Origin of the sequence: Bradyrhizobium genomosp. I (2014), from assembly GCF_000261685.1 — a bacterium.
Classification (GTDB): Bacteria; Pseudomonadota; Alphaproteobacteria; order Rhizobiales; family Xanthobacteraceae; genus Bradyrhizobium.
Genome location: NZ_AJQE01000034.1, coordinates 1 through 26,588 on the forward strand (window position 1 = coordinate 1; position 26,588 = coordinate 26,588).

At 65.3% G+C, this 26,588-nt stretch carries 25 protein-coding genes and 1 pseudogene; 18 read left to right on the forward strand and 8 right to left on the reverse strand.

The features are described from left to right. The 8 genes and pseudogenes from IC50_RS03450 to IC50_RS03480 all read left to right on the forward strand — a co-directional run. Window positions 1–2,235: ATP-dependent helicase (locus IC50_RS03450; RefSeq protein ID WP_035700456.1), on the forward strand; the 2,235-nt coding region annotated here is incomplete at its 5' end. A 7-nt stretch (window positions 2,236–2,242) separates the two neighbouring features. Further along, window positions 2,243–2,404: pseudogene (locus IC50_RS38760) on the forward strand (type II toxin-antitoxin system HicB family antitoxin); the annotation flags it as partial. A 91-nt stretch (window positions 2,405–2,495) separates the two neighbouring features. Further along, entirely contained in the window at window positions 2,496–2,912 is a 417-nt protein-coding gene (locus IC50_RS03455) for a hypothetical protein (protein WP_035700459.1), read from the forward strand. Then, window positions 2,912–3,577: an OmpA family protein gene (locus IC50_RS03460; protein ID WP_035700461.1), complete on the forward strand. Its 666-nt coding sequence runs from the start codon at window positions 2,912–2,914 to the stop codon at window positions 3,575–3,577. Before IC50_RS03455 ends, IC50_RS03460 begins: the two co-directional genes overlap by 1 nt. Before the next feature lie 171 nt (window positions 3,578–3,748). After that, entirely contained in the window at window positions 3,749–4,267 is a 519-nt protein-coding gene (locus IC50_RS03465; RefSeq protein WP_035700464.1) for an Mpo1-like protein, read from the forward strand. 28 nt (window positions 4,268–4,295) lie between these two features. Beyond that, the gene (locus IC50_RS03470) at window positions 4,296–5,327 is read left to right on the forward strand and encodes an NAD-dependent epimerase/dehydratase family protein (RefSeq protein WP_035700466.1); all 1,032 of its coding nucleotides are present in this window, start codon (window positions 4,296–4,298) and stop codon (window positions 5,325–5,327) included. Window positions 5,328–5,354: 27 nt separating this feature from the next. Beyond that, complete coding sequence (locus tag IC50_RS03475; protein ID WP_035700469.1) at window positions 5,355–5,981, forward strand: methyltransferase family protein; 627 nt, start codon at window positions 5,355–5,357, stop codon at window positions 5,979–5,981. Window positions 5,982–6,201: 220 nt separating this feature from the next. After that, complete coding sequence (locus IC50_RS03480) at window positions 6,202–7,506, forward strand: PQQ-dependent sugar dehydrogenase (protein WP_035700472.1); 1,305 nt, start codon at window positions 6,202–6,204, stop codon at window positions 7,504–7,506. A gap of 3 nt (window positions 7,507–7,509) precedes the next feature. Here IC50_RS03480 and IC50_RS03485 read toward each other — a convergent pair whose 3' ends face one another. Then, window positions 7,510–8,334 (reverse strand): aspartate dehydrogenase, encoded by an 825-nt coding sequence (locus IC50_RS03485; protein ID WP_035700513.1) that lies wholly within the window; start codon window positions 8,332–8,334, stop codon window positions 7,510–7,512. A 137-nt stretch (window positions 8,335–8,471) separates the two neighbouring features. Here IC50_RS03485 and IC50_RS03490 point away from each other — a divergent pair, with 137 nt between their 5' ends. Beyond that, window positions 8,472–9,545: a tartrate dehydrogenase gene (locus tag IC50_RS03490; RefSeq protein WP_035700474.1), complete on the forward strand. Its 1,074-nt coding sequence runs from the start codon at window positions 8,472–8,474 to the stop codon at window positions 9,543–9,545. Between the two features lie 48 nt (window positions 9,546–9,593). Here the strand turns inward: IC50_RS03490 and IC50_RS03495 are convergent, their stop codons facing one another. Both IC50_RS03495 and IC50_RS03500 read right to left on the reverse strand, forming a co-directional pair. After that, window positions 9,594–10,538: a LysM peptidoglycan-binding domain-containing protein gene (locus tag IC50_RS03495; protein WP_035700477.1), complete on the reverse strand. Its 945-nt coding sequence runs from the start codon at window positions 10,536–10,538 to the stop codon at window positions 9,594–9,596. A 155-nt stretch (window positions 10,539–10,693) separates the two neighbouring features. Next, window positions 10,694–11,308, reverse strand: coding sequence for a CGNR zinc finger domain-containing protein (locus IC50_RS03500; protein WP_081492336.1), 615 nt, complete (start codon window positions 11,306–11,308; stop codon window positions 10,694–10,696). Between the two features lie 126 nt (window positions 11,309–11,434). Between IC50_RS03500 and IC50_RS03505 the strand changes: the two genes are divergently transcribed. Continuing rightward, window positions 11,435–12,286, forward strand: coding sequence for an alpha/beta fold hydrolase (locus IC50_RS03505; protein WP_035700481.1), 852 nt, complete (start codon window positions 11,435–11,437; stop codon window positions 12,284–12,286). Window positions 12,287–12,351: 65 nt separating this feature from the next. On the opposite strand, the gene IC50_RS03510 is transcribed toward IC50_RS03505, so the two are convergent. Then, window positions 12,352–13,071 carry a hypothetical protein gene (locus IC50_RS03510; RefSeq protein WP_035700483.1) on the reverse strand — a complete coding sequence of 240 codons (720 nt, stop codon included), beginning with the start codon at window positions 13,069–13,071 and terminating at the stop codon, window positions 12,352–12,354. Window positions 13,072–13,353: 282 nt separating this feature from the next. Between IC50_RS03510 and IC50_RS03515 the strand changes: the two genes are divergently transcribed. Continuing rightward, on the forward strand, window positions 13,354–14,277 hold the full coding sequence (locus IC50_RS03515) for an ABC transporter ATP-binding protein (RefSeq protein WP_035700486.1): 924 nt from the start codon (window positions 13,354–13,356) through the stop codon (window positions 14,275–14,277). Continuing rightward, window positions 14,274–15,035 (forward strand): ABC transporter permease, encoded by a 762-nt coding sequence (locus IC50_RS03520; protein WP_035700489.1) that lies wholly within the window; start codon window positions 14,274–14,276, stop codon window positions 15,033–15,035. Before IC50_RS03515 ends, IC50_RS03520 begins: the two co-directional genes overlap by 4 nt. Window positions 15,036–15,154: 119 nt before the next feature. On the opposite strand, the gene IC50_RS03525 is transcribed toward IC50_RS03520, so the two are convergent. Beyond that, complete coding sequence (locus tag IC50_RS03525; protein ID WP_035700490.1) at window positions 15,155–15,481, reverse strand: hypothetical protein; 327 nt, start codon at window positions 15,479–15,481, stop codon at window positions 15,155–15,157. Window positions 15,482–15,806: 325 nt separating this feature from the next. Between IC50_RS03525 and IC50_RS03530 the strand changes: the two genes are divergently transcribed. Both IC50_RS03530 and IC50_RS03535 read left to right on the forward strand, forming a co-directional pair. Next, the gene (locus IC50_RS03530; RefSeq protein WP_035700515.1) at window positions 15,807–16,589 is read left to right on the forward strand and encodes a L,D-transpeptidase; all 783 of its coding nucleotides are present in this window, start codon (window positions 15,807–15,809) and stop codon (window positions 16,587–16,589) included. 98 nt (window positions 16,590–16,687) lie between these two features. Continuing rightward, complete coding sequence (locus IC50_RS03535) at window positions 16,688–17,623, forward strand: glycerophosphodiester phosphodiesterase (RefSeq protein ID WP_244429515.1); 936 nt, start codon at window positions 16,688–16,690, stop codon at window positions 17,621–17,623. A 147-nt stretch (window positions 17,624–17,770) separates the two neighbouring features. Here IC50_RS03535 and IC50_RS03540 read toward each other — a convergent pair whose 3' ends face one another. After that, on the reverse strand, window positions 17,771–20,050 hold the full coding sequence (locus tag IC50_RS03540) for a fused MFS/spermidine synthase (RefSeq protein ID WP_035700496.1): 2,280 nt from the start codon (window positions 20,048–20,050) through the stop codon (window positions 17,771–17,773). Window positions 20,051–20,287: 237 nt separating this feature from the next. On the opposite strand from IC50_RS03540, the gene IC50_RS03545 reads away from it, so the two are divergent. Further along, window positions 20,288–21,898 (forward strand): phytoene desaturase family protein, encoded by a 1,611-nt coding sequence (locus IC50_RS03545; RefSeq protein ID WP_035700499.1) that lies wholly within the window; start codon window positions 20,288–20,290, stop codon window positions 21,896–21,898. 286 nt (window positions 21,899–22,184) lie between these two features. On the opposite strand, the gene IC50_RS03550 is transcribed toward IC50_RS03545, so the two are convergent. Then, complete coding sequence (locus tag IC50_RS03550; RefSeq protein WP_085973554.1) at window positions 22,185–22,340, reverse strand: Flp family type IVb pilin; 156 nt, start codon at window positions 22,338–22,340, stop codon at window positions 22,185–22,187. 163 nt (window positions 22,341–22,503) lie between these two features. On the opposite strand from IC50_RS03550, the gene IC50_RS03555 reads away from it, so the two are divergent. Further along, entirely contained in the window at window positions 22,504–23,391 is an 888-nt protein-coding gene (locus IC50_RS03555) for a 50S ribosomal protein L11 methyltransferase (RefSeq protein WP_035700504.1), read from the forward strand. A gap of 55 nt (window positions 23,392–23,446) precedes the next feature. On the opposite strand, the gene IC50_RS03560 is transcribed toward IC50_RS03555, so the two are convergent. After that, window positions 23,447–23,629, reverse strand: a complete 183-nt coding sequence (locus IC50_RS03560; protein WP_035700507.1) for a hypothetical protein — start codon at window positions 23,627–23,629, stop codon at window positions 23,447–23,449. A gap of 186 nt (window positions 23,630–23,815) precedes the next feature. On the opposite strand from IC50_RS03560, the gene IC50_RS03565 reads away from it, so the two are divergent. Further along, on the forward strand, window positions 23,816–25,645 hold the full coding sequence (locus tag IC50_RS03565; protein WP_035700508.1) for an aminopeptidase P family protein: 1,830 nt from the start codon (window positions 23,816–23,818) through the stop codon (window positions 25,643–25,645). Window positions 25,646–25,960: 315 nt separating this feature from the next. Next, on the forward strand, window positions 25,961–26,588 hold a 628-nt coding region (locus tag IC50_RS03570; protein WP_035700510.1), incomplete at its 3' end, for an MFS transporter.

A 26,588-nucleotide genomic window follows, 5' to 3' on the forward strand; every position in this document is an offset into this window, starting at 1 on the left:
TTCCACTCCATCGGCGGCCGCATCCTGCGCGTCCATGCCGAACTGGCGCAGCTCAAATCGAACTTCACCGTGCTCGACGTCGACGACCAGGTGCGGCTGCTCAAGCAGCTCCTGCAGGCCGAGAACATCGACGACAAGCGCTGGCCGGCACGCATGCTCGCCGGACTGATCGACGGCTGGAAGAACCGCGGCCTGATGCCCTCGCAAGTGCCGTCGGGCGAGGCCGCGGTGTTCGCCAATGGCAAGGGCGGCAAGCTCTATGCGAGCTACCAGGAGCGGCTGAAGATCCTGAACGCGGCCGATTTCGGCGATCTCCTGCTGGAGAACATCCGCATCTTCCGCGAGCACCCGGATATCCTGCGGCAGTACCAGCAGCGCTTCAAATACATCCTGGTGGACGAATATCAGGACACCAACGTCGCGCAATATCTGTGGCTGCGGCTGCTGTCGCAGGCGCCGGCGAAGCCAGCCGCCCACGCCGTCATTTCGGAGCGGCTCGAAGAGCCGAATCCGGAATCCCGAGATGAGTCCTCAGCTCTAGATTCCGGGTCTGCGCCTGCGGCGCATCCCGGAATGACGGAGCGGGCGGCGCTGGCGGCTGCTTCTGCGGCGCCCACCAAGAACATCTGCTGCGTCGGCGACGACGACCAGTCGATCTATGGCTGGCGCGGCGCCGAGGTCGACAACATCCTGCGCTTCGAGCACGATTTCCCCGGCGCGAAAGTCATTCGCCTGGAGCGCAACTACCGCTCGACCGGCCACATCCTCGCCGCCGCCTCGCATCTGATCGCGCACAATGAAGGCCGGCTCGGCAAGACGCTGCGCACCGAGGACCAGGACGGCGAGAAGGTCACCGTCACGGGCTCCTGGGATTCCGAAGAGGAAGCCCGCGGCATTGGCGAGGAGATCGAGCAGCTGCAGCGCCAGGGCGAGAAGCTGAACGAGATCGCGATCCTGGTGCGCGCCTCCTACCAGATGCGCGAGTTCGAAGACCGTTTCGTCACGCTCGGGCTGCCCTATCGCGTCATCGGCGGCCCGCGCTTCTACGAGCGCGCCGAGATCCGCGACGCGCTGGCGTACTTGCGCGTCATCAATTCGCCCGCCGACGATCTCGCCTTCGAGCGCATCATCAATGTGCCCAAGCGGGGCCTCGGCGATGCCACCGTCCAGATGTTGCATGACCACGCCCGCAAGCGCCGCATTCCCTTGTTCGAGGCGGCCCGCGCGGTGGTCGAGACCGACGAGCTGAAGCCGAAGGCGCGCGGCTCGCTTCGCGAGGTCGTCGCCCAGTTCGAGCGCTGGCGCGCCCAGCGCGAGGTCACCGCGCACACCGATCTCGCACAGATCGTGCTCGACGAGAGCGGCTATACCGAGATGTGGCAGAAGGACCGCTCGGCGGACGCCGCGGGCCGGCTGGAGAACCTGAAAGAACTCGTGCGCTCGATGGAGGAGTTCGAGAACCTGCAGGGATTCCTGGAGCACATCTCGCTGGTGATGGACCGCGAGGGCGGCGCCGAGGACGAAGCCGTCTCGCTGATGACGCTGCATTCGGCCAAGGGCCTCGAATTCGACAACGTGTTCCTGCCCGGCTGGGAGGAAGGCCTGTTCCCGAGCCAGCGCACGCTGGACGAACAGGGCCGCGCCGGCCTCGAGGAAGAACGCCGGCTCGGCCATGTCGGCCTGACCCGGGCGCGCCGCCGCGCCATGATCTATTTCGCGACCAACCGGCGGATTCACGGCACCTGGTCGACCACGATCCCCTCGCGCTTCCTCGACGAATTGCCCGCGGCCAATGTCGAGATCACGGAGTCCAAGGGCGGTTCGGCCTGGGGCGGCACCGGCGGCTACGGCGCCTCGCGCTTCGACGACATGGAGGCATTCGGCTCCAGCTACACGACGCCGGGCTGGCAGCGCGCGCAGGCCAACCGCAATCGCGGCGGCGGCAGAAGCGGCGGCCGGGGCGGCTTCGAGGAAGAGGCCGCGACGTTCTCATCGTCATCATCCGGCCCGGATTTCGGCAGCTTCTCCTCCCGCCGCCGCGGCCCCCTGACGATCGAGGGCGAGCTGGTCGCCAAATCCACCGGCACGACGTCCGAATTCTCGCTCGAAGACCGTGTCTTCCACCAGAAATTCGGCTACGGGCGCGTCACCAAGATCGACGGCAACAAGCTCACCATCGCCTTCGACAAGGCCGGCGAGAAGAAGGTCGTGGACAGTTTCGTGCAGCGGGCGTGAGGCCGATATGCCTCAGTACGTCGCCATCATCGAGGACTCCGATCCGGACGCTGTCAGCCTGTGGTTTCCCGACCTGCCCGGCTGCATTTCCGGCGGTGACGATCTCGACGAGGCGCTGGAGAATGCGCCCGAGGCGCTCGCATTCTTTGCGCAGGAGCTGGCCACGGAGTGAGGACTGTTCGCCGCACTCCCCGGGCGTTCGACGGTTCTCCCCCGAACAGCCCTTGACCACCGCGAACTTCCCCGTATCAGATAAACCCATGGTCCGGGGCTCCATCACGCTGATCCTGCTTGCATTGGGGATGCCGTCGCTTGCGGCGGCGGAGACGATGAGCTTTGGCGATTCGATCGGAAAGCTGGCGGCGAGCTGCGGCGCGGAAATCGTCGCCAATTGCCGCGGCGTCAATCCGGACTCGACCCGCCTGAAGGAGTGCCTGTCGCGCAACCGCGACGTGCTGTCGCCGCAGTGCGCGAGCGATTATCTCGGCGTCTTCGACGCCATCCAGAAGCGCGTCGCCGCGCGCGTCACGGTGGCGAATGCCTGCCAGCGCGAGATCGTCAAGGTCTGCGGCGGCTCGACCAAGGAGACCAGCAAGTCGATCCCCTGCCTGGTGTCGACGCCCAAGGGCATCAGCAACAATTGCCTCAAGGCCGTCGACGACGCGGGGTATCGCTGATGCGCGCGAAGGGGCTCACCGCCGCACGACTGGGCATCGCGCTGGGCTTCGTCCTGCTCGCGGGCGCCGCACGCGCGCAGACGACAGCACCGACCCGCGACGACATCGTCGGCAAGCTGAACCGTTTCGAAGAAGCCGCCGAGATCGATCTGCCCGCGCTGAAGCAGCAGGTGATGGAGCGCGCCAAGACCAGGATCAAGAACGATCCAGGTCCCGTGAACCGGCCGCTGATCGCGCCCGACCTCGCCAAGCTGCCCGCCTTCAACGCGCCGATCCAGTTCGACACCGACACGCCGATCATCCAGCCGGCGTCCTATCAGACCGTCGGCCGGATCGCGGACGCGCTGGTTCACTCCTCGCTGCTGCCCTACACCTTCCTGATCGTCGGCCATGTCGAATCCAATTCGAAGACGCGCGAGGCCAATGCGATCCTGAGCCAGCGCCGGGCCGATGCGATCCGCGACGTGCTGGTGAACACGTTCAAGATCTCGACCAAGCGGCTGCATCCGATCGGCCTCGGCGAGGAGCAATTTCTCGACCGGGCCAAGCCGACCTCGGCCGTCAACGGGCAGCTGCAGATCCTGACCTATGCCAGGCTGCCGGAGGAGCCGCATCCGGCTGCGGCACCTGCGCCTGCGGCGAAAAAACCCGCCAAGAAGCGGTGAGCGAACGCGGTTCCGCGGCTAACGGAACCCTTTGAAGCGCTGGCGTTTTGCAGCCTGTCCCGGGCGCGCCAGCACAGCTTGGCGCGACAAAAGTGCCGGTTTGTGCACCGCCGGGTCCAGTGCTATAGCCTCTGTTCGCCCTTCCCCGACCCCGTGCTGCATGAGACCGAAATGGGTGGCTTTTTTCAGCGCCAACTTGCCGTCTACGTCGAGTACCATCGCGATCCCCGGAATACGGCGATGCATGTGGTCGGCATTTTGTTGCTGTTCACCGGCGCCGTGCTGCCGCTGACGCTGGTCAAGCTTCCGCTGCTCGGTTTCAACGTCAGCCTGGCGGTGATCCTGGCCTTGCCGGTATTGATCTATTGGCTGCTGCTCGACGCGGCGCTCGGGCTCGGCATTCTGGCCGTCTCCATCGTGCTGTTTTCCGTCGCGACGACAATTGCGGCGCAAGTCAGCACCGCGACGATGTGGGCGATTTTCGCCACGCTGGTCGTGCTCGGCCTCGCCGCGCAGACCATCGGCCACAAGGTTTTTGAGGGCCGCGAGGCCTCGTTGTTCACTTTTCCCTCGCATCTTTTGCTTGGACCGATGTTCGTGATGGCGAAATTATTCATCGCATTGGGCTTCCGTCGCGACCTTGCCGCGATTCTGGCGCCTCTTCCGGCCAATTCCCTTTCAACCCAATAGCTCTAGAAGCGAAACAGCAACCTTCTGCATGGCTCTCGTCCTGGTTACCGGTGGCAGTGGCTTCATCGGACATCATCTCGTCGAAGCGCTCTGCGCCCGAGGGCAGCGGGTGCGTGTTCTCGATGTCCGCGCGCCGGCCGCGGCGAACGCGGACGTTGAACATTTCCACGGCTCGGTGCTGGACGGCGCCGCGGTCGATGCTGCGATCGCCGGTGTCGATCAGGTCTATCATCTTGCCGGCCTGCCCGGCATGTGGGTCGCCAACAAGCAGGACTTTCACGACGTCAATTGCCGGGGCACCGAAATCGTGCTCGCAGCCGCAATGAAGCGCGGCGTGTCGCGCTTCCTGCACTGCTCGACCGAATCGATCCTGTTCCCCTATTCCGACCTCAAAGGCGTTCCCGCCGAAGAGGCGCTGCAGCCTGCCGACGCGATGCCCGGCGCCTATACGCGGTCGAAATCGCTCGCCGAGCATCACGCCGCCAAGGCCGCGGCCGCGGGCTTCCCTCTCGTGATCGGCACGCCGACCATGCCGATCGGTGCTGCCGACCACAATCTGACGCCGCCGACCGCGATGCTCTGGTACTTCCTCCAGAAGAAGGTGCAGCCGCATCTCGACTTCCTGGTCAATCTCGTCGACGTCCGCGACGTCGCCATGGGCCTCGTGCTGACCATGGAACGCGGCCGCCTCGGCCAGCGCTACATCCTCGGCGGCGACTGCGTCCCGCTCGGGCGCATTCTGCGCATGATGTCGGCGATGAGCGGCCGCCGGCAGTTTCCGGTCGTCGTGCCCGGAAAGATCGCCGAGCTCTCCGCCATCATGCTCGAATTCATTGCCGATCACGTCACCCGCCGGCCGCCCAACGGCACTGCCGAGGGCGTGCGCATCGCGCTCGCCGCAAGCGACCTCTCGATCGGCAAGGCGCGCACCGAGCTCGGCTATTCGCCGCGCCCGATCGAGCCGGTCTTGCGCGAAACCATCACCCATCTGCTCGCCCGCAACGGCCAGCAGCCCTCCGGCGCCATCAAGCATCACGCGCTCTCCTCGCGCGCGAGCTGAGCCGCCGCCCAAACGCAAAGAACCTTCATGTCCTTTGATTTCAGCAAGCTTCTCTCTGTCGCCTGGGGTGGCTGGACCACGACCTGGCCGACGCAACTGCTCGCCCTGATCTGGCTCGCCTGGCTCGCCAGCTGGGTCGGCGCCTCGTTCTGGCAGGGGCGCACGCAAAAGCAGGTTATGACGCTAGAGTCGGGCCGCTATCGCATCCCGATCCTGGTCGGCGGCATCCTGTTCACGCCGTGGACCGCGGAGATCCTGAACGAGAAGCCGCTCTGGGTGTTCAGCAACCTGGGTGTCTACATCACGGCGCTGATCGTGCTGGCCGGCATCTCCTTCACGTGGTGGGGACGGCTGCATCTCGGCAAGTTCTGGTCCAACACGATCACCCACAAGGAAGACCATCGCGTCATCGACACCGGCCCGTACGGCATCGTCCGCCACCCGATCTATACCGGCCTGATCGCCGGCATGCTTGCGACCGGCATCGCGGTCGGCACGGTGACCGCGATCCTCGGCGCGATCCTGATCTCGCTCGGCATGTGGCAGAAGGGCCGGATGGAAGAGGTGTTCCTCTCCAAGGAGCTCGGCGAAGACGCCTACGGCGCCTATTGCCGCCGCGTGCCGATGATCATCCCGTTCCTGTCGCCGCGGTGATCTCCGAAGCGTGCGGCCCGTAGCCCGCATGAGCGGAGCGATATGCGGGACAGTGGCCCCGGATGTCGCTGCGCTCATCCGAGCTACGAATTCCGTCATCCTTGCCATGCAAATTCGACGTGCAGCCATTTGCACCGGCCGAAACGCCCCCACATCGGCCCGCACCGGTTGACCTTTTTACCGCCAGCCTTTTGGATGTGCGCGCAATCAGGGGCTTCTCATGACATTCTCCAGCATCTTCGCGCAGTTCGTCGCGTTCGTCGGCGGCATCGCGCTGCAATGGCGCAAGATGACGGGCACCGAGCCCGCGCCGGCCTGGGGAGAGCAGCCCGCCATCCCCGAAGCGAAGCCGCAAGGCGCGATCCCGACCTTGAAGATGCCGACCGCGCGCGGCTGGAGCGAGGGCCAGAAGCCGACGGTCGCGCCCGGGCTCGAGGTCAATGCGTTCGCAACCGGGCTCGATCATCCGCGCTGGATCGAGGTGCTGCCCAATGGCGACGTGCTGATCGCGGAGGCAACGCAGATCGCGGGCGCCCCGCGCAGCGTGTTCCACTATGCGATGCAGGCGACGATGCGGCGCGCCGCGGCGCTCGGCGTGTCCGCCAACCGCATCACGCTCTTGCGCGACAAGGACGGCGACGGCGTCGCCGAAATTCGCGGCGCCTTCATGGAGAACCTCAATCAGCCCTTCGGCATGGCGCTGGTCGGCGACACCTTCTACGTCGGCAACACCGATGGCGTGATGGCCTTCCCCTACGTCGCCAATGCCGACCGCATCACCGCGCCAGGCAAGAGACTCACGACGTTCAAGCCGGGTGGCCACTGGACGCGCAGCCTGCTGGCAAGCCCCGACGGCAAGAAGCTCTATGCCGGCGTCGGCTCGCTCAGCAACATCGCCGAGATGGGCTTCGAGGTCGAGGAAGGCCGCGCCGCGGTCTACGAGCTCGATCTCGTTGCCGGCACGCATCGCATCTTCGGCGCCGGCCTGCGCAATCCCGTGGGCCTTGCCTGGGAGCCGAGTACGAATGCGCTCTGGACCGTCGTCAACGAGCGCGACGGCCTCGGCGACGAGACCCCGCCCGATTATCTCACCTCGGTGCGCGACGGCGGCTTCTACGGCTGGCCCTATTGCTACTGGGGCAAGACGGTGGACGACCGCGTGCCGCAGGATCCGGCGATGGTCGCCAAGGCGCTTCAACCGGACTATGCGCTCGGCGGCCACACCGCTTCGCTGGGCCTGTGCTGGATGCCGGCGGGCACGCTGCCGGGCTTCCCGGACGGCATGGTGATCGGCCAGCATGGTTCGTGGAATCGCAGCAAGCTGTCCGGCTACAAGCTGGTGTTCATCCCATTCGAAAACGGCAAGCCGTCCGGCCCCGGTCGCGACATCCTGTCGGGCTTCCTGTCCCCGGACGAGAAGGAATCCTATGGCCGTCCGGTCGGCGTCGTGATCGGCCCCGACAGGAAGTCGCTGCTGATGGCCGACGACGTCGGCAACGTGATCTGGCGCGTGACGGGCGCGTAAGAATCAGGTCCCCACGCACAGCGTGGCGCGTTGCTTGCGCAGCAGCGCGATCACGGACAGTGCGGTGATGATCCCGGTCTTGGGATTCTCGGACGGGATGTTCTCGATCCCCATCGAAAACCGCGCCGAATCCGCTTCGACCTCGATGCGGTGAACGTTGCGCGTCACGGTCGGGTCGGCCCAAACCTGAATCTGGGTGCGATCGGGCCCGATGCCCGCCAGAGACAGCGCGACGGCGACGTTGACGTTCGCCGGAAAGCCCTTCGCCGCTTCGCGCGCGCTGCCCTCGAACAGCTTCAGCGGCTCGCGCAGATTGTCGATATCGATATTGTTCTGAACGATGAACGGCGCGCCCTTGAGCCCGTCGATCGGCTTGCGCGTCACCATCTTCACGGAATGAATGGTGCCGATCGCGGCGGCGTTGACGGCATCGAGCCCGATCAGCGCGCCGGTCGGCACCATGATGCGGCCGCCATTGGCGCGGGCGAGATCGACGAGATCGAAATTGTCGAGCAGGCCGCCGACGCTGACCACGACCGCGGCCTTGCCGCGCTTCACCGCGGGCTCGACGATCGCGCGCAGCTGACTGCTCGGCGCGCACTCGACCACGATATCGGCGGCCTCGCCGAGCTGGTCGAGGGACAGAACCTGCGGCGGGCAACGCAGGCCGTTGAGGAAGGCCTGATGCCTGGCGGGATCGCGCACGGCGACGGCGGACAGCGCCAGGCCCTCGATCCCCCGGTCGAGCGCGGTCGCGATCTTGGTGCCGATCGAGCCCAGCCCTGCAACGGCAACCCGCAACTCGCTCTGGACCCTCTGATCGGTCATCGCATCCCACTTTCCCGCTGGACTGATGTCATAGCGCATCATTTTCTGTATAAGCCAGCGCGAATTGAATTGGCTTGCGGCCGGCAAGCTGCGGCCTGGACCGTGATGCAGCCATCTCACTGATACGGAGCAACCCCATGCGCACCCATTCGATCGCAGCCATCCCCGCCGACGGCATCGGTCCCGAGGTGATCTCGGCCGGAATTCGCGTGCTGGAGGCGCTGGCAAAACGCAGCGGCGATATCGCCTTCGACGTCAAGACGTTCGACTGGGGCTCGGACTATTACAAGAAGCACGGCGTCATGATGCCGGCGGACGGTCTCACCGAGCTGAAGAAGTTCGACGCGATCTATTTCGGCGCGGTCGGCGCCCCCGATGTGCCCGACCACATCACGCTGTGGGGCCTGCGGCTGCCGATCTGCCAGGGCTTTGACCAATACGCCAATGTGCGGCCGACAAAAATCCTGCCGGGCGTCGCCTCGCCGCTGCGCAATGTCGGTGTCGGCGATCTCGACTGGGTGATCGTGCGCGAGAATTCAGAAGGCGAATATGCCGGCATGGGCGGCCGCGCCCACCGGGGCCTGCCGGAAGAGGTCGGCACCGAGGTGGCGGTGTTCACCCGGGTCGGCGTGACGCGGATCATGCGCTACGCGTTCCAGCTCGCGCAGTCACGTCCGCGCAAGCTGCTCACCGTCGTGACCAAATCGAACGCGCAGCGCCATGGCATGGTGATGTGGGACGAGATCGCGGCCGAGGTCGCCGGCGAATTCCCCGACGTCAGCTGGGACAAGATGCTGGTCGACGCCATGACCGTGCGCATGACGCTGCATCCGAAGAGCCTCGACACCATCGTGGCGACCAATCTCCATGCCGACATCCTGTCCGATCTCGCGGGCGCGCTGGCGGGAAGCCTCGGCGTCGCGCCGACCGGCAACATCGATCCGCAGCGCCGCTTTCCCTCGATGTTCGAGCCGATCCACGGCTCGGCCTTCGACATCACCGGCAAGGGCATCGCCAACCCGGTCGCGACGTTTTGGACTGGCGCGCAGATGCTCGATCATCTCGGCGAGAAGGATGCGGCCTCGCGGCTGATGGCGGCGGTCGAACGCGTCTGCGCGGCCGGCATTCTGACGCCCGATGTCGGGGGCAAGGCCACGACGAAGGAAGTGACCGATGCGGTGATCGACGCAATCAACGGGTCGAATGTCTGATCGCTGCTCTACCCCCTGCCGGGACAAGCCCGGGCAGGACGAATCCGCTTACTTCCGCCCAGCCGGCGGAGGCGGTGGCAGTGCCATTGCGGCGGCCGGCTCGGGCGGCGTCAGGTGGCGCGGAACGATGATGGACTGGCCCGGGGTCAGCTGCGCGTTTTCCGGCAGCGAGTTGCTCTGCGCGAGCGTCCACAGCGGCACGCGATTGGCTGCGGCGATGCTCTCCATGGTGTCGCCGCGTCGCACCGGCACCCGCACCCCGCTATCCCACAATTCGACCAGCGTATCCGCAGGCACGAGATAGCGCAGCGGCACGGCATCGGCCTGGGTCTGCGGCGGAATGCGCGGCAGCTGTGTCACCATCTCGACGATCTGGCGGTGGATGTCGTCGGACTTCTCGATGTTGATGTGCGAGACCCGCGAATTTTCCTTCAGGTCGTAGCTGGCATAGTGGCCGCGAAAGCCGGGCACGGCCACGACATCGCCGCCGCCGAGCACGCTGTCGGACAGGAAGATGTTGATGAAGCGCTCGACGTTGAGCGGCACATCGCCAGTCGCATGGGCGGGATCGATGGCGATGACGAGGCTGATCGGGATGTTCTCCTTGGCCGCCATCTCGGAGATGACGATCGAGCACAGGCCGCCCATGGAGTGGCCGATCAGCACGATCGGCGCCGGGGATTCCTTGTAGCTGGAGATGGCCCGATCGCCGATCCACCGGCAGATGGTGAATTCGTAGACGTTGGCCGAGAGGCCAGCCTTCGTTAGTTTCTCTTCGAGCCGATCCATGCCGGTCGAGAAGATCGGACCCATGGCGCCGCGGAACAGGTAGATTTTTGGCGGCGGCAGTGGTTCGAACGGCGCAGGCGGCGGTGGCACCGCGGGAGCGGCCGCGGTGGTCTTGGACTTGGCTGGTGTGGCAGCGGCCGTGCCGGTGCCGAACGCGAGCAGCGCAACCGCTGCCAGCACGAGGAGCCGCCTCATATCAATCATCAGTCCAGCAGTCCCACCCGCGAGAGGCAGAGGCCTCCCCCAAGCGCGCTTAGTGACGCCCGATTTGGTGGATTTTGGGGCGCGGGAACTGGGGCACGGCGCACCGCCACGCGTATCAAGACTCTGTGACCTGTGCGTGGGCCGCTTTCGACCCGTCACTGCCTGCTCTTGAGCCGGCTGCGATGCGCGGCCTGCTTGGCGCGGTTGCCGCAGACCGCCATAACGCACCATCGGCGCGCGCGCCTGTGGGTGTGGTCGGCGAACAGCATTGTGCAATTATGGCCCTCGCACGCCTTGACGTTGGCAAAGTCCTCCTCGCAGACGAATTTGGCCAAGGCTTCACCGACCGGCAGCAGCAGCGATTCAGGCGATCGCCAGCGCCGCATCCTTTGCAGCGCTAGACCTTCTTCGCCGTGACGAGGCACGATTTGCAGGAACGCCTCATCGCGCTCCAGGATGCTGTTCAGCGGGCCAAGCTCGTGCAGCGCCTTCGCGGTGAGCGGCCGGCCCGCATGCTCCAGAACAAATTTCCTGAACCACTCGCGCAAGGCACGGGCCTGATCGGCGACCTCGTCGAGCTCGCCCGGCCTCGCGTCCGCCTTCAATGCATCCAGCTCATCCGCCGGCACCAGCTTCGCCTGCGACAGCCAATCGATCAGGCCATCGCCATCGTCGATCCAGTCGACGGGTGTATCGACCGGGGTCGCGACCGAGTTGAGGAAATCGAGGCCGAGCGAGTCGGCAATGAACATCGCGGGCGGTCTGTGCATGAGCGGATCCCTGGCCTGTAAGAGGCTACCGAAAGGTAACCTGTAAAATAGCATTTGACAAGTTACTTGCGATGTATGTAACCTCAATTTACGCATTTAACAGGTTACACAAGACTGGAGACGGCCATGGCCCTGACAACCTACCGCACCGCAGACGTCGATGGATTCAAGGTGTTCTATCGCGAGGCCGGCCCCCGAGGTGCGCCGAAACTCCTGCTGCTGCACGGCTTCCCGAGCGCCGGCCACATGTTCCGCGACCTGATCCCGCTGCTCGCCGACAAATTCCACATCGTCGCGCCCGACCTTCCCGGCTTCGGCCAGTCCGACATGCCTCCGCGTGAAAGCTTCCGCTACACCTTCGACAATGTCGCGCAGGTGATCGAGCGCTTCACCGAGGTGATCGGCTTCGATCGCTTCGCCGTCTACGTCTTCGACTATGGGGCGCCGACCGGCTTCCGCCTCGCACTGCACCATCCCGAGCGGATCACGGCGATCATCTCGCAGAACGGAAATGCGTACGACGACGGCCTCAGCGACGGCTGGACTCCGATCAAGGCCTATTGGCAGGACCCCTCGCCCGCCAACCGCGAGGCGCTGCGCGCCTTCCTCACGCCGGAGGCGACGCGCTGGCAGTACACGCATGGTGTCTCCGATCCAGCGACCGTGTCGCCGGACGGCCAGAACCTCGACAATTTCTATCTGGCGCGTCCGGGCTCGGACGACGTGCAGCTAGACCTGTTCGGCGACTACAAGAGCAACGTCGCGCTCTATCCCGCCTTCCAGGACTATTTCCGCAGGCACAGGCCGCCGTTCCTGGCGGTCTGGGGCAAGAACGACCCGTTCTTCATCCCGCCCGGCGCCGAAGCGTTCAAGCGCGACAATCCCAATGCCGTGGTGCGGTTCTTCGACACCGGACATTTCGCGCTGGAGACGCATGCGAAGGAGATCGCAGAGAGCATTCGCGCGTTCTTGACGTAACGATGGAGCGTGCAACGGCAACGGCCGAGAGATAGACCCGCGACCAATTGGTCGCGGGACGGAGCTCAGTTCCTTGCGGGAGCGGCCGCCGCCGCCGAGCGCGCCTGCCTGGGCGTGCCGGGTCCGGCGACCGGCGCGGCCGGTACGCGCGCGCGCATGATCGCGGTGTCGATCTCCGCGATGACGCGACGCTGGATCGCCTCGTTCTTGTCGATCGAGATGTGGCCGACGCCGGTGCCGCGCACGTCGACATTGTCAAGCTTGCCGCGGAAGCCCGCTGCGGCCCGCACCGGCTCGCCGGGACCATCGCCGATATAGATGTTGATATAACGCTCCGCGCCGGTCGAGAGCTTGGTCTTGAACACGGAATCGAGGCCGATCGCGAGCTTCACGGGCACGCCAAGCTGGTTGAGCTTGGCGATCATGTCCGGCAGCGCGGTCGCGCCGGAGGAATGGCCGACCAGGATGATGGTCTTGATCCGGCCGGCCCTGTAGGCGGCTGCCGCTTCATCGGCGAGCGAGGACCAGGACACGAAGTTGGCGACGGTCACCGGGACGCCCTGCGCCTGGAGCCGGGCGCCGATCGTGTCGAGCCCGAGCGAGAAGATGTTGAGCACGCCACGGAGCAGGTAGACATGCGTCGTCGCCACCGCGGCCTGGCTCGGCGCGGCTTTGGCGGTGGTCGGGCTGATGGCAACAGCTGACAGCAGGACCAGGCCCATCGCCCACATGCGGAGGGCGGACAACTGGCTGGCGCCGGCGGTGTGACGGCCGTTCGGTCTCATCGATCTTTTCCCTGGAGACAATACGCTTCGCGATTGATCGGAATCGTAGCCACGGCCCGCTCGCGGACGCAACAAAGAGCCGCGTGAGCGGCAATCTTAGCAGCAAGCCGTGACCATCGCGCAACACTTGCCCGAAACATGCCACTGAAGGGCCTGTTTTGAGACCATTTTCCTCCGGGGAATTGCGGGCCAACATCGGCGTTCCTATTTCAGGGCTCCGCCGACCCGCCCCTTCCGGGTGGATCCAGCGCTCCCCCTTCCCTCCCCAGCCCGCCGGCCATCATGTCTTCCATCATTTCCGTCGCCAATCTGTCGAAGACCTATGGGTCCGGCTTCAAGGCGCTCAAGAACGTCAATCTCGACATCAAGCGCGGCGAGATTTTTGCGCTGCTCGGCCCCAACGGTGCCGGCAAGACCACGCTGATCTCGATCATCTGCGGCATCGCCAACCCGAGCCAAGGCAAGGTCTTGGTGGGCGGCGAGGACATTCAGACCTCCTATCGCAAGGCGCGCTCGCTGATCGGCCTCGTGCCGCAGGAATTGCACACCGACGCCTTCGAGAGCGTGTGGGCGACGGTGAGCTTCTCACGCGGCCTGTTCGGCAAGCCGAAGAACCCTGATCATATCGAGAAGGTGCTGAAGGACCTCTCGCTGTGGGACAAGAAGGACAACAAGATCATCACGCTCTCCGGCGGCATGAAGCGCCGCGTGATGATCGCCAAGGCGCTGTCGCACGAGCCGCAGATCCTGTTCCTGGACGAGCCGACCGCCGGGGTCGACGTCGAGCTGCGCAAAGGCATGTGGGAGGTGGTGCGAGGTCTTCAGCAATCTGGCGTCACCATCATCCTCACCACGCACTATATCGAGGAAGCCGAGGAAATGGCCGATCGCATCGGCGTCATCAACAAGGGCGAGATCGTGCTGATCGAGGACAAGACCACCTTGATGCAGAAGCTCGGCAAGAAGCGGCTGACGCTGCATCTGCAGGGCAAGATCGCCTCGCTGCCGGAGAGCCTTCGCCATTACGAACTCGAACTCTGCGACAACGGCGCGACGCTGGTCTACGACTACGACACCAAGGGCGAGCGCACCGGCATCACCAGCCTGCTCGGCGACCTGCGCACCGCCGGCATCCGCTTCAACGACCTCGACACGACGCAGTCGTCGCTCGAGGACATCTTCGTCGATCTCGTGAGGACGTCATGAATCATCGCGCCATTCGCGCCATCTATCTGTTCGAAATGGCGCGCACCTGGCGCACGCTGCTGCAAAGCATCGTCTCGCCTGTGGTTTCGACTTCGCTCTATTTCGTGGTGTTCGGCGCCGCGATCGGCTCGCGCATCAGCCAGGTCGAGGGTGTCAGCTACGGCACCTTCATCGTGCCGGGCCTGATCATGCTCTCGGTGCTGACGCAGAGCATCGCCAACGCCTCGTTCGGCATCTACTTCCCGAAATTCACCGGAACGATCTACGAGATCCTGTCGGCGCCGATCTCCTATTTCGAGATCGTGCTCGGCTATGTCGGCGCCGCCGCGACCAAGTCGATCATCCTGGGCCTCATCATTCTCGCGACAGCCGGCCTGTTCGTGCCGCTGCACATCCACCATCCGGTCTGGATGCTCGCCTTCCTGGTGCTGACGGCGGTGACGTTCAGCCTGTTCGGTTTCATCATCGGCATCTGGGCCGACGGATTCGAAAAGCTTCAGATGATCCCAATGCTGGTGGTGACGCCGCTGACGTTCCTCGGCGGCAGCTTCTATTCCATCGACATGCTGCCGCCGACCTGGCGCACCGTCGCGCTGCTCAACCCGGTCGTCTATCTGATCTCCGGCTTCCGCTGGAGCTTTTACGAGATCGCAGACGTCAGCGTCACCGTCAGCATCGGCATGACAACGGCGTTCCTGGTGATCTGCCTGGTCGTGATCTGGTGGATTTTCAGGACCGGATATCGGCTGAAGAATTGAGCCCTGCTGTCATTCCGGTGCGTGCGGAGCACGAGCCCCGAATCCATTCATCCACCAACTCTGCCGCCCAATGGATTCCGGGCCCGCCCTTCGGGCGTCCCGGAATGACGGCAGCGACCTCACCGATAGCAATGGAAGCGGTGATACCCGTCATAATATCCGCGGCAGCGGTGGCGGTAGTGACGGTGGGGAATGCCGAGCACGCCTTCCACCGCACCGACCGCGCCACCGACACCGGCTCCCACGACGCCTCCGACCGCGCCGCCCACCGGACCGGCGATCCGGTTGCCTTCATGAGAGCCTTCCTGAGCGCCGCGCACGATGCCCTGGGCGTGGCCAGCTTGCGGCAAGGCGAGCAGCGCAAGAAGGATGGCTGCGGCTGCGAACAGCAGGCGGACAGGCAAGCTGGCCGGCAAGGCGGCGGCGGTAGCACGGGCTTTGTTCATCTTCAGTCCCAAAGGAAAGTACAGGGGTAAATGGCAGCAAAAGCCGCTTCTCGGGTAGGTCACGATCAACGCGCGAAGCGGCGGAATGGTTGCGCCTTTGTGACGAATTGTCGACGTTGTGAACGCGGCTCTGCTCGCGAAAATGTCAGCGCCGCCGCGGCCTTCGCGGCACAAGGCGGCCTTGCTTACATCAGGCATCGCGTTAACGATGCGCTGGCAGCTCGCTGGAACGAAAGCCGGATTGCAGGCATATTGCACACCGGGGACGGAGAGCCGCGGCGCTAGCGTGAACAGGCCGGAGGCCAGGATTCAAATGCGTTTCCAGATGCGTTCATTTTTCATCGCTTTCACATCCCTGATGCTTTTGAGCGCGGGCACTGCGCAGGCCAAGGTCGAAATCACCGTCGACAAGGACAATCAGCAGATGACCGTCGCGGTCGACGGCGTCGCGCGGTATCACTGGCCGGTGTCGACGGGCATTCCCTCGCGCGAGACGCCGAACGGCGCATTCCGCGCCTTCCGCATGGAAGAGGATCACTACTCCAAGGAATTCGACGACGCGCCGATGCCGCACGCAATCTTCTTCACCAAGGTCGGACACGCCATCCACGGCACCGACTCAGTCAGCCGGCTCGGTACGCCGGCCTCGCATGGCTGCGTGCGGCTGTCGCGCCAGAACGCCACGACGCTCTATGCGCTGGTTCAGCAGCAGGGCGTGCTCAACACCACGGTGACATTGACCGGCTCGGCGCAGGTGGCGCTCGCCCGCAATCCGCGCGCCCGCAATGCCAATGCGGTGGCCCGCGCACCGCAACCGTCCGAAGAGCAATACGCGACCACTGGCGATCCCGTGAATCTGGCGCCGCCGGCGCAGACCGCCCGCCGCTACATGCCGCAGGACGACAACTACATCTATCCGGCCGATGGCAGCGACACCGGCGCGCGCTATCCGGCGCCGCGCTCGGCCACCCGCCCGCTCTACGACGCCCAGGTCTATCAGCAGCAGCCGCGGCCCTATTACGATCAGGGCTATGGCCAGCAGGGCTACTACTACCAGCCGCAGCCCCGGCAGTATTATCAGCCGCGCGGCTATTACTATCAGAACTGACGCGGCCGCCATCAACCGCCCTCGCCGGCCGAGGCACCATGAAGCCACGTGCCACGACCATTCTGATTGTGCTCTGCGTTCTGATAGCGGGACGGGCCATGGGATCTGATGTGGCCTTCGATCTCGAGGCGCATCGCGGCGGGCGGGCGCTGCGGCCGGAAAACACCCTGCCCGCCTTCGCCAACGCGCTGTCGATGGGCGTGGACACGCTCGAGCTTGACGTCGGTGTCACCGCCGATGGCGAAGTGATCGTGTCGCATGAACGCGGGCTCAATCCCGATCTCGCACGCGGCCCCGATGGGGCCTACATCACTCCGCCCGGCACGCCTTTCGCAAAACTGCGGCTCGACGAGGTCAGGACCTACGACGTCGGCCAGATCAGGCCGGACAGTGCCTACGCAAAACAGTTTCCCGACCAGCGTGCCGTGCCGGGGACACGCATTCCCACCTTGCGCGAGCTGTTCGCGCTGGTGCGCAAGTCCGGCAACACGCGGGTTCGTTTCAACATCGAGACCAAGATCGCCCCGAACCATCCGGACGAAACGCTCGATCCGCAGGCCTTCGTCACTAAGCTGCTCGGGCTGATCGAGACCGAAAAATTTTCCGACAGGGTCATGATCCAGTCCTTCGACTGGCGGACCTTGCAGCTCGTCCAGCAGCTGGCGCCGAAAATACCGACGGTGTACCTGACGCTCCAGCGCGGCTCGGGCCAGACGGTGGCGCTGGACAAGGCCACCAACTGGACGGCCGGCTTCAATCCGGCCGATCACGGCGGCTCGCTGCCGCGGACGATCAAGGCTGCGGGCGGCGTGATCTGGTCGCCTCATTTCGGCGATGTGACCGCGGCCCTGATCACCGAAGCCCATACGCTTGGACTGCAGGTCGTGGTCTGGACGGTCAACAAGCGCGAAGACATGGCGCGGATGATCGAGCTCGGCGTCGACGGGATCATTTCCGACAGACCCGACCTGTTGCGAGAGGTCACGGGCGAGAAGGGAATTACGCTGCCAGCGGGCAGCCAGGTGGAGCCTTAAACCCAGGTCTCGCGTCCCGGACGCGACGCAGCGCGTAGCGGTGCGTCGCAGAGCCGGGACCCAGAGTTGTGGGCCCCGGCTCTGCAGCGCACCGCTGAAGAAGCGCTGCGCTGCGTCCGGGGCACGAGATCACTTGAGGCGCGAAGCCTACTCCCCGTCCCGCAAACGCCGATACAGCGCGCCCAGGATATTCGAATAGTCGTCGGTCCAGACCCGCACCCTGTCATCGGCCTCGGTCTGCTCCCATTGCCTGGAGGACGCGAGCCTGCCGACGTCGGCCTCCTCGCGCGCGAAAATGACGACGTCGGTCGAGAAGATGTAGTCGGAATCGCGGCCCGAATCCTCGTTGAAGACCCAACTCTTGAGATCGTTGGCGTCCGCAATACCGACCACGACGGTCTCGAGATCCAGGTGCCGGTTGGAGACGTGCATCACCACGGCGCCGTGCGGCGCGAGCTTGTCCTTGTAGATCTTCATCGCCTCTTCGGTGGCGAGGTGGATCGGGATCGCATCGGACGAATAGGCATCGACGATGATGAGATCATAGGCGCCGTCGGGCTCCTTCGCGAAAGTGAGGCGCGCATCGCCGATGACGGGCTTCATGTCCGGCATGCAGCTCGAGATGTAGCGAAAATTCCGGGGGTCGCGCGCTGCATCGACCATGGACTGGTCGATCTCGAAGAAGGTCCAGCTCTCCCCTGGCTCGGCGGCACAGGCGAGCGTGCCGGAGCCGACGCCGATCGCGGCAACCTTGAGCGGCGCGCCCTTGCGCTCGCGGATCGCGCTGACGGCCTGACCGATGCCGCCGTCCCTGTGATAGTAGGTGATCGGCTCGGGCCGGCCGGTGACCGGCGTGCCGTCATCGGTGCGGAAGCGCTCGGCGCCATGAATGGTGGTGCCGTGCATCAGGACATGGAAATAGCCGCCGGGAGTCACCACGATCTTGTGTACGCCGAAGAAGCTGCGCACCGTCGTGACGCGGCCCTCGTCTGCGGGATAAACGCGGTTCAACGCCAGCGCGAGCGCGACGGTGGCGAAGATCTTCCAGCGGCCGGCATTGAGGATCAGCGCGAGCAGCGCGGCGAGCACGCCGACGGCCCCGGCAACCCAGACGCGGTGGCCCTCGAACCAGGTCGAGAGGTCGCCTGTGGCATAGGACGGCGCGACGAGCGCCACCGCGAGCGCGGCGAGCGCCAGCCAGTACCATTTGACGACGCCGGCGAGGCGCTCGTTCGCGGACGGGCGGCACAGCGCGGCGAGCGCGATCAGGATCGGATATTCGGCGATCCACGAGAAGGTGAATGGCGCAACGAGGCCAGCAAACAGGCCGCCGACCATGCCGCCGAACGACAGCGCGACATAAAATCCGGTGAGATGTTTGGCGGCGGGCCGCGTCCGCGCCAGTTCGCCATGACAGGCCATGGCGATGACGAAGAAGCACAATTGATGTCCGCCGAGCGTCAGCAGCAGATTCTGCTCACCGCCGAAGGCCAGCAGCACGACGATGCCCGCGATCGCGACCGGCTGGAGCATCAGCATCCATTTGTGCGGCAGCAGCGGACGCGACTGGAACACCACGACCCAGGTCAGCAGGTACAGCGACAGCGGCAGCACCCACAACAGCGGCGCCGCCGCGACGTCGGTCGAGATGTGCGCGGTCACCGCGATGAGCAGGCCGGACGGCACCGCGGCCAGGAAAATCCAGCGCAGCCGCGTCACCAGGCCGGGCGCCGGCGCATTCACCTCCTCGGTTCGCGCGTCGACCTCAGCCGGCTTCGGCGAGCGCAACAGCAACGCGCCGCAAGCGGCAATCAGGAGGATCAGGAGGCCGTAGCCGCCGGTCCAGAACCGGTTCTGCATGTGCAGCGTGAACATCGGCTCGAGCAGGAACGGATAGGACAACAAGGCCAGGAAGCTGCCGATGTTGGAGGAGGCATAGAGGAAATAGGGATCATGCCCGGCGGGGTGGCCGGTGCGGACGAACCAGGCCTGCAGCAGCGGATTGTTGGCGGCGAGCGCGAAGAACGGCAGCCCGATCGAGACCACGAACAGGCCGAGCAGCCAGAACGCATAGCCGGAAGCAGGCGGCTCGCCATAGGCGGAGGCGATGCCGAGCGGCAGCGTGGCGAAGGCCGCGATCAGCAGCACCAGATGCACCGCGACCGGCACGATCCGGTTCCTCGCCTGCATCAGTAGATGCGCGTAGGCGTAACCGGCCAGCAGCAGCGACTGAAAGAACACCATGGCCACCGACCACACCGCCGGCGAGCCGCCGAGCCGCGGCAGCACCATCTTCGTGAACAGCGGCTGCACCGAGAACAGCAGCAGCGCGCTGACGAAGATCGCAGCGGTGTAGACCGCCAGCAGCAGCCGGTTGCGCGACGACGACGGCTGCTCCGTGGCGGCGGGTTGCACGATCGAATCCATGGAGGCTCCGGCTCAAAGCCCGGCGGGCGCCGGGCGCGCGCAATGGAGCACAGGGCGCCTGAACGGGCAATAAAGGGTGGCGTGATGTTGCGGCGAGCAATGCTTGATATTAGAGGGTCGTTCCGGGGTGATGCGAAGCATCGAACCCGGAACCTCGAGATTCTCCGGTGCGGAGCCCGCACCACAGTTCGCGCGATACGCGCCCCGGAATGGTAGGCAGAACAACTCGAATTTCTCATGACCGAAACCGACGTCATCATCATCGGCGCTGGCCATAACGGCCTCACTTGTGCGGCCTATCTCGCGATGGCGGGCCTGCGTGTGCGCGTGGTCGAGCGCCGCAGGGTGGTCGGCGGCGCCGCGGTCACCGAGGAATTTCACCCGGGATTCCGCAATTCGGTCGCGGCCTATACCGTGAGCCTGCTCAATCCGCAGGTGATCCGCGACCTCAAGCTCGTCGAGCAGGGCCTGCGGATCGTCGAGCGGCGTGCGCAGAATTTTCTGCCCGCGCCCGACGGCAGCTATCTCCTCACCGGCGAGGGGCGGACCAAGGCGTCAGTCGCGCGGCTCAGCGCGCATGATGCGGAGGCCCTCGACGGCTTCTCACGCCAGCTGGAAGACATCGCCGACGTGCTCAGGCAGTTCGTGCTGCGCGCGCCGCCGAACCTGCTCGACGGATTTGGCACGAACGCGATCCGCGAGGCCGTGAACGCGCTCCAGAGCGCCAACATCTTGCGCGGCCTCACGCTGGAGCAGAGCCGCAGCCTGCTCGATCTCTTCACCCGTTCCGCCGGCGAGATGCTGGACGAACGTTTCGAACATGATCTGGTCAAGGCGCTGTTCGGTTTCGACGCCATCGTCGGCAACTATGCCAGCCCCTACGCTGCCGGCTCGGCCTATGTGATGCTGCATCACGCCTTCGGCGAGGTGAACGGCAAGAAGGGCGTCTGGGGCCACGCCATCGGCGGCATGGGAGCGATCACGCAGGCGATGGCGCGCGCGGCACGCGACCGCGGCGTTGTGATCGAAACCGATGCCTGCGTCCGCGAGATCATCGTCGAGCGCGACCGCGCCGTCGGTGTCGTGCTGGAGAACGGCACAGCCGTCAGCGCAAGATATGTCGCAGCCAATGTCAATCCGAAGCTGCTCTACACGCGGCTGATCGCGGCCGACGCTCTCCCTGCGGACTTCCTCGCCCGCATCCGGCGCTGGAAGAACGGTTCCGGCACCTTCCGCATGAACGTGGCGCTGGACCGCCTGCCCTCCTTCACGGCGCTGCCCGGCGAGGGCGATCATCTCTCTTCCGGCATCATCCTGGCGCCGAGCCTCGACTACATGGACCGCGCCTGGCTCGATGCGCGGGCGCAGGGCTGGAGCCGTTCGCCCGTCGTCGAGATGCTGATCCCCTCGACGCTCGACGACACGCTGGCGCCCGCGGGCAAACATGTCGCGAGCCTGTTCTGCCAGCATGTCGCACCAGAGCTTCCCGATGGAAAGTCCTGGGACGACCATCGCGAGGAGGTCGCCGATCTCATGATCGCGACGGTGGACAAATACGCCCCCGGCTTTGCGGCGAGCGTGCTCGGCCGTCAGATCCTGTCCCCGCTCGATCTCGAACGGCAGTTCGGATTGTTGGGAGGCGACATCTTCCACGGCGCGCTGACGCTGAACCAGCTGTTCTCGGCGCGGCCGATGCTGGGCCATGCCGACTATCGCGGGCCGCTGAAGGGACTCTACCATTGCGGCTCCGGCGCCCATCCCGGCGGCGGCGTCACCGGTGCCCCCGGCCACAACGCGGCGCAGGTGATCCTGCGGGATCACCGCTCCCTGTTCGGAAGCCGTGGATAGGCCTGTGGATTGCTTGTGGACAGCCTGTCGAAAGATCTGTGGTCGGCCGGAGGATGCCTGGGCCAGACCGCCCCGCCGAAGCTGGGGAAGGCCGGTGGAAAATCGCGGAGATAATTGCGGGAAAAGCGGTGGATAGGGACCCGGCAAGCCGGCGGATAACCTGTTGAAGATCCGCAGAACAGACGCCGCGGAAACGACCTCGCCCGCCAGGGAAATCCCTGGCGGGCGGTGATCAGGAACAGCCTCTGAAGAAAAACAGCCCCCCGCTGGGAAATGCAGGCGGAAATTACTTCAAGGAGGTGCTAATCGAAGTGAACTTCTCATTCATGGCGGTGCCCAGGCCGTTCACCACGGTGATGATCGCCAGGGCGATACCCGCGGCAATCAGACCGTACTCGATCGCGGTTGCACCGGACTCGTCCGACCAGAACTTCTGAATCATGCGCTTCAAGACTCGCCTCCGTTTCAACTCCAAGCTGTGCTAGCTGGATCCAACATCCGAGAATGTATATGGCGGAACCTTCGTCCCAGTTAACCCGGGAACCGCAACTTGTCGGGAAATTGGTGCCAAAAGTTCCAAAAAATTGAACCCAACGGAACCCTAAATGCAGCCTTCGCCCACCCATCGCGCCAGCTTTTCAATCGGCAGCGAGACCGACGCCAGGCGCGTCGTCGACGTGCTCACCGAGGTGTTTTTCGACGGCGATGCCGCGGTCGCCGCCTTCGAGCGGCCGGACGGACAATGGGACGTCACGCTCCATTTCGCCGAGGCGCCGGATCAGGCATGGCTGCGCGAACTCGTTGCAACTTCAGCAGGAAATGAGATCGCGGCGACGCTTGCCTTCGACACCGTCGAGGCCAGGGACTGGGTCAAGGCCAGCCTCGAGGATCTCGTGCCGGTCCCGGCCGGGCGCTTCGTCGTGCACGGCAGCCATGACCGTGACCGTGTGGCGCCAAACAAGCTCGCCATCGAGATCGAGGCGGCGCTCGCCTTTGGCACTGGTCACCACGGCACGACGCGCGGCTGTTTACTGCTGCTTGACCATGTCCTGAAGAGTTCCCGACCGCAGAACGTGCTCGACCTCGGCACGGGGACCGGCGTGCTGGCGATCGCAGCGGCGAAGGCGCTGCATCACGCCGTGCTCGCCTCCGACATCGATCCGCCCTCGGTGCGGGTGGCGGCTGAGAACGCCTCGCTGAATGAAGTTGGCAACCATGTGCGGGTGATCCGCGCCACCGGCTTTGCCGCGCCGGATTTTGCAGGTTGCGGCCCGTTCGACCTCGTGCTCGCCAACATCCTTGCCAATCCGCTGCGGCAATTGGCGAGCCCGATGGCACGGCACCTTGCGCCTGGCGCTCGCGTCATCCTTTCCGGCCTGTTGACGCACCAGGCCCCCGCCGTGGTCGCCGCCTACCGCGCCCGCGGCCTCGTGCCGTTGAAGCATCTGCGGATCGAGGGGTGGAGCAGTCTGTTGCTGCGGAAGCCTTCGTAGGACCTCCTGCCCTTGGTCAAGAGGAACAGGCGGTCCCTGCGATCTCGACGCCGCCCTACTCCTCCGCCGGCTTCTCGTCGCGGCGCATCGCGCGCTGGTCCTGCAAGGTGCGCCTCGCACGGCGCTCGGCGAAACGGTCGATCATCTGGCTGATGAGGCCGCGCGGCTTCTTCGGTGCCGCCGCAGTCGGGGAACGGCGCACCGGCGGCGAAATCTTCTCAAACGTGAATGCTGGCATCGTGTGTCCCCTCGCCGTTGAGATGAACCACCTGCTCGAATTTCCCTGTTATCCGGACGAAGCGCAGCTGCCGCATCCTTACACCACTCAATTCGAATGGAATTATTTCAAGCACAGTCCATGCCAGATGCGACACAAATGCGTCTAGATTGCGGACTGATGCCCATGATCCTAAAGTGATCCACCATGTTCGAAGCACACTTCCAGACATTCGAGGAGCCGGAGGCCGGCGTCGCATTGGCGGCACGGCTGGCCGCACTTCGCGAAGAACTCGCCCGTCGCAGGCTGACCGGATTCGTAATTCCACGCGCCGATCAGCAGCAGAACGAATATGTGCCGCCATCGGAAGAGCGGCTGGCCTGGCTGACCGGCTTTACGGGCTCGGCGGGATTGGCGGTGGTTCTGACCCACGAGGCTGCGGTGTTCGTCGACGGCCGCTACACGCTTCAGGCCGCCAAGCAGGTCGACGCAAAGGCTTGGGCCGTGGAATCGCTGATCGACCCGCCTCCAGAGAGCTGGGTGCCGGCGCATCTGAAAGCCGGTGATCGCCTCGGATTCGATCCATGGCTGCACACTTTTGCGGCAGCCGAGCGCCTGTCCGCAGCCTGCGCCAAGGCCGGCGCCGATCTCGTTGCCGTCGACAGCAATCCGATCGACGCGATCTGGCAGGACCGGCCGCAGCCGCCGCTCGCCCCGGTCGTCGTGCACAGCCTCCAGCATGCCGGCGTCACCGAAGCCGAGAAACTGGCGCAGATCAGGGCCGAGATCGCCAAGCTCGGTGCCGATGCGCTGGTTTTATCCGACAGCCATGCCGTGGCCTGGACCTTCAACATCCGCGGCGCCGATGTCGCGCACACGCCGCTGCCGCTGTCCTACGCGCTGGTGCCGAAGGACGGCCGTCCCACCATCTTCATCGACCATCGCAAGCTCTCCAACCTGACGCGCGACCATCTCGAGCAGTCTGCCGACGTGCGCGAACCGGACGCCATGGCGCCGACACTGATGGCGCTGGCCAAGAGCGGTGGATCGATCGCGCTCGACAACGCCACCGCGGCCGACGCACTCAGCCGGCTGATCGCCGGCGCCGGCGGCAAGCCGGTGCGCGGCAGCGATCCGATTGCGCTGCTCAAGGCGGTCAAGAACGCGACCGAGATCAAGGGCACCAGGACGGCCCATGTGCGCGACGCCGTGGCGCTGGCGCGCTTCCTCGCATGGATCGATCGCGAGGCGGCAAGCGGCAAGCTCACCGAGATCGACGCGGTGGAGGCGCTGGAAACGTTCCGCCGCGATACCGGTGCGCTCAAGGATGTGTCGTTTCCGACCATCTCCGGCACCGGCCCGAACGGCGCCATCGTGCATTACCGCGTTACCCGCAAGAGCAACCGGCGGATCGCGCCCGGCGACCTCTTGCTGATCGATTCCGGCGCGCAATATGAAGACGGCACCACCGACGTCACGCGGACCATGGCGGTCGGCGAGCCCACGGACGAGATGCGCGACCGCTTCACCCGCGTGCTGCGCGGCCATATCGCGATCGCGCGCGCGGTCTTCCCCGACGGCACCACGGGCGCGCAGCTCGACACGCTGGCGCGGCAATATCTCTGGGCCGCCGGCGTCGATTTCGAGCACGGCACCGGCCACGGCGTCGGCAGCTATCTCTCGGTCCACGAAGGACCGGCGCGAATTTCGAAGCTCGGCATCACGCCGCTGAAGCGCGGCATGATCCTCTCCAACGAGCCCGGCTACTACAAGACCGACGGTTTCGGCATCCGCATCGAGAATCTCGAGCTGGTCGCCGCCGCCGATATCAAGGACGCCGAGAAGCCGATGAATGCGTTCGAGACGCTGACGCTGGCGCCGATCGACCGCCGGCTGATCGATGTGGCAATGCTGAACCGCGACGAGCTCGACTGGCTCAATGCCTATCACGCCCGCGTTCGATCCGAGGTGCGTCCGGCGCTGGACGAGGCGACCAAGGCCTGGCTCGATCAGGCGACCGCGGAGCTGAAGGCGTAGCGCGCGCCCGAGGGCGCGATGCATGGCGCTACGCGATTTGCGCAACGCTCTTTCCCAGCACCCGCTGTCATGCGCCGCGAAGGCCGGGCATCTCTCCCAGAGACGGAAATCGTACACGGCGAGGCCGCGGCGTACTGGATCGCCTGCCGTCGCGGCGATGACACCGCCTTTTTGGGCACGGGTAACGCGCCCAATCGGTCGCCATCTTGCCCTCATCACAACCATCCCGGAATCCGTATAGCCGCATTCCGAAACGCCGATATCCGTCTTGCGCTAGCGCGCTACAGTCGATTCGAACTCGAAAGACGGACACTTATGCACGGCATGATCAGCAAGCCGCCGAGGGCGGCAACCAACCTTGCGACATCGCGCGGGGTGCTGCTGTTGCTGGTCGTGATGACCGGGATCGCGCCGATCTCGCTCTATATCCTGGTTCCCGCGCTGCCGGTGCTGGCGACGACGTTCGGGCGCGACATCTCGATCGCGCAGATGACGGTGTCGCTCTACATGGTGGGCATCGCGCTGTCTCAGCTCATCATGGGTCCGCTGTCGGACAAATTCGGCCGCCGCCCGGTGCTGCTTGGCGGCCTCGCGCTGATGGTCGTGGCGAGCGTCGGCTGCATCTTCGCCGAGACCCTGCCGCAATTGATTGCTGCGCGCTTCTTCCAGGCGCTCGGCGGCGCCTCCGGCATGGTGATCAGCCGGGCCATCATCCGCGACATCTACGAGCGTGACCGCGTCGCCTCGATGATCAGCCTTGTGGTCGCCGCCCTGATGGTCGGCCAGATGGTCTCGCCGCTCACCGGCGGCTTGATCGAGACCGCGTTCGGCTGGCGGGCGATCTTCTACGCCGTCACGATCGGCGCGCTCGCGGTTGCCGTCGGCATCGCGCTGGCTCTGCCCGAGACGCGCCGCGACCGCGCCGTCGGCAGCGGCGGGGTTT

Excerpts from the sequence above, each read along its gene's own strand:
- IC50_RS03455 (WP_035700459.1), top strand. The coding sequence starts at position 2,496 with ATGGTCCGGGGCTCCATCACGCTGATCCTGCTTGCATTGGGGATGCCG.
- IC50_RS03460 (WP_035700461.1), top strand. The coding sequence starts at position 2,912 with ATGCGCGCGAAGGGGCTCACCGCCGCACGACTGGGCATCGCGCTGGGC.
- IC50_RS03465 (WP_035700464.1), top strand. The coding sequence starts at position 3,749 with ATGGGTGGCTTTTTTCAGCGCCAACTTGCCGTCTACGTCGAGTACCAT.
- IC50_RS03470 (WP_035700466.1), top strand. The coding sequence starts at position 4,296 with ATGGCTCTCGTCCTGGTTACCGGTGGCAGTGGCTTCATCGGACATCAT.
- IC50_RS03475 (WP_035700469.1), top strand. The coding sequence starts at position 5,355 with ATGTCCTTTGATTTCAGCAAGCTTCTCTCTGTCGCCTGGGGTGGCTGG.
- IC50_RS03480 (WP_035700472.1), top strand. The coding sequence starts at position 6,202 with ATGACATTCTCCAGCATCTTCGCGCAGTTCGTCGCGTTCGTCGGCGGC.
- IC50_RS03485 (WP_035700513.1), bottom strand. The coding sequence starts at position 8,334 with ATGACCGATCAGAGGGTCCAGAGCGAGTTGCGGGTTGCCGTTGCAGGG.
- IC50_RS03490 (WP_035700474.1), top strand. The coding sequence starts at position 8,472 with ATGCGCACCCATTCGATCGCAGCCATCCCCGCCGACGGCATCGGTCCC.
- IC50_RS03495 (WP_035700477.1), bottom strand. The coding sequence starts at position 10,538 with ATGATTGATATGAGGCGGCTCCTCGTGCTGGCAGCGGTTGCGCTGCTC.
- IC50_RS03500 (WP_081492336.1), bottom strand. The coding sequence starts at position 11,308 with ATGCACAGACCGCCCGCGATGTTCATTGCCGACTCGCTCGGCCTCGAT.
- IC50_RS03505 (WP_035700481.1), top strand. The coding sequence starts at position 11,435 with ATGGCCCTGACAACCTACCGCACCGCAGACGTCGATGGATTCAAGGTG.
- IC50_RS03510 (WP_035700483.1), bottom strand. The coding sequence starts at position 13,071 with ATGAGACCGAACGGCCGTCACACCGCCGGCGCCAGCCAGTTGTCCGCC.
- IC50_RS03515 (WP_035700486.1), top strand. The coding sequence starts at position 13,354 with ATGTCTTCCATCATTTCCGTCGCCAATCTGTCGAAGACCTATGGGTCC.
- IC50_RS03520 (WP_035700489.1), top strand. The coding sequence starts at position 14,274 with ATGAATCATCGCGCCATTCGCGCCATCTATCTGTTCGAAATGGCGCGC.
- IC50_RS03525 (WP_035700490.1), bottom strand. The coding sequence starts at position 15,481 with ATGAACAAAGCCCGTGCTACCGCCGCCGCCTTGCCGGCCAGCTTGCCT.
- IC50_RS03530 (WP_035700515.1), top strand. The coding sequence starts at position 15,807 with ATGCGTTCATTTTTCATCGCTTTCACATCCCTGATGCTTTTGAGCGCG.
- IC50_RS03535 (WP_244429515.1), top strand. The coding sequence starts at position 16,688 with ATGGGATCTGATGTGGCCTTCGATCTCGAGGCGCATCGCGGCGGGCGG.
- IC50_RS03540 (WP_035700496.1), bottom strand. The coding sequence starts at position 20,050 with ATGGATTCGATCGTGCAACCCGCCGCCACGGAGCAGCCGTCGTCGTCG.
- IC50_RS03545 (WP_035700499.1), top strand. The coding sequence starts at position 20,288 with ATGACCGAAACCGACGTCATCATCATCGGCGCTGGCCATAACGGCCTC.
- IC50_RS03550 (WP_085973554.1), bottom strand. The coding sequence starts at position 22,340 with ATGATTCAGAAGTTCTGGTCGGACGAGTCCGGTGCAACCGCGATCGAG.
- IC50_RS03555 (WP_035700504.1), top strand. The coding sequence starts at position 22,504 with ATGCAGCCTTCGCCCACCCATCGCGCCAGCTTTTCAATCGGCAGCGAG.
- IC50_RS03560 (WP_035700507.1), bottom strand. The coding sequence starts at position 23,629 with ATGCCAGCATTCACGTTTGAGAAGATTTCGCCGCCGGTGCGCCGTTCC.
- IC50_RS03565 (WP_035700508.1), top strand. The coding sequence starts at position 23,816 with ATGTTCGAAGCACACTTCCAGACATTCGAGGAGCCGGAGGCCGGCGTC.